Source organism: Pauljensenia sp. UMB6358 (genome assembly GCF_030216865.1).
GTDB classification, from domain to species: Bacteria; Actinomycetota; Actinomycetes; order Actinomycetales; family Actinomycetaceae; genus Pauljensenia; species Pauljensenia turicensis_A.
In genome coordinates, this window is the sequence record NZ_JASOMS010000082.1 from 1 (window position 1) to 327 (window position 327).

Here is a 327-nt window from a genome sequence, read left to right on the forward strand (position 1 = left end):
TCTGCCATAATTATTGCAGGAATATTGTACGCAGTCGATGATGTCGGGGCGTTTCCTCCTGTTGGCACTCATAGCCCGCATCGCATAGCCGCAGTCCGCACACTTAATAACGCCTGCAAAGATGTTCTCAAAGCCGCCCTTGTTTTCTGGTAATCTGCGGCTTGTAATAAGCTGCTGTACGGTATCAAATTCCTCCTGCGTGACTATCCCCTCATGGGTGTCTGGTATCACTTCCCATTCTTCGGGCAGCTTAGAGGGGCGTTTCTTGCTTTTCATGTTGGCGGCAATCCGCTTGTAGCCTGCAAGGTTTCCCGCATATATCGGGCT

Annotated in this window: 1 protein-coding gene; it reads right to left on the bottom strand. The window is 50.8% G+C overall.

The features are described 5' to 3' along the window. Positions 1-327 (bottom strand): recombinase family protein (locus QP381_RS08720; protein ID WP_285068573.1); only part of this gene is annotated, 327 nt, incomplete at both ends.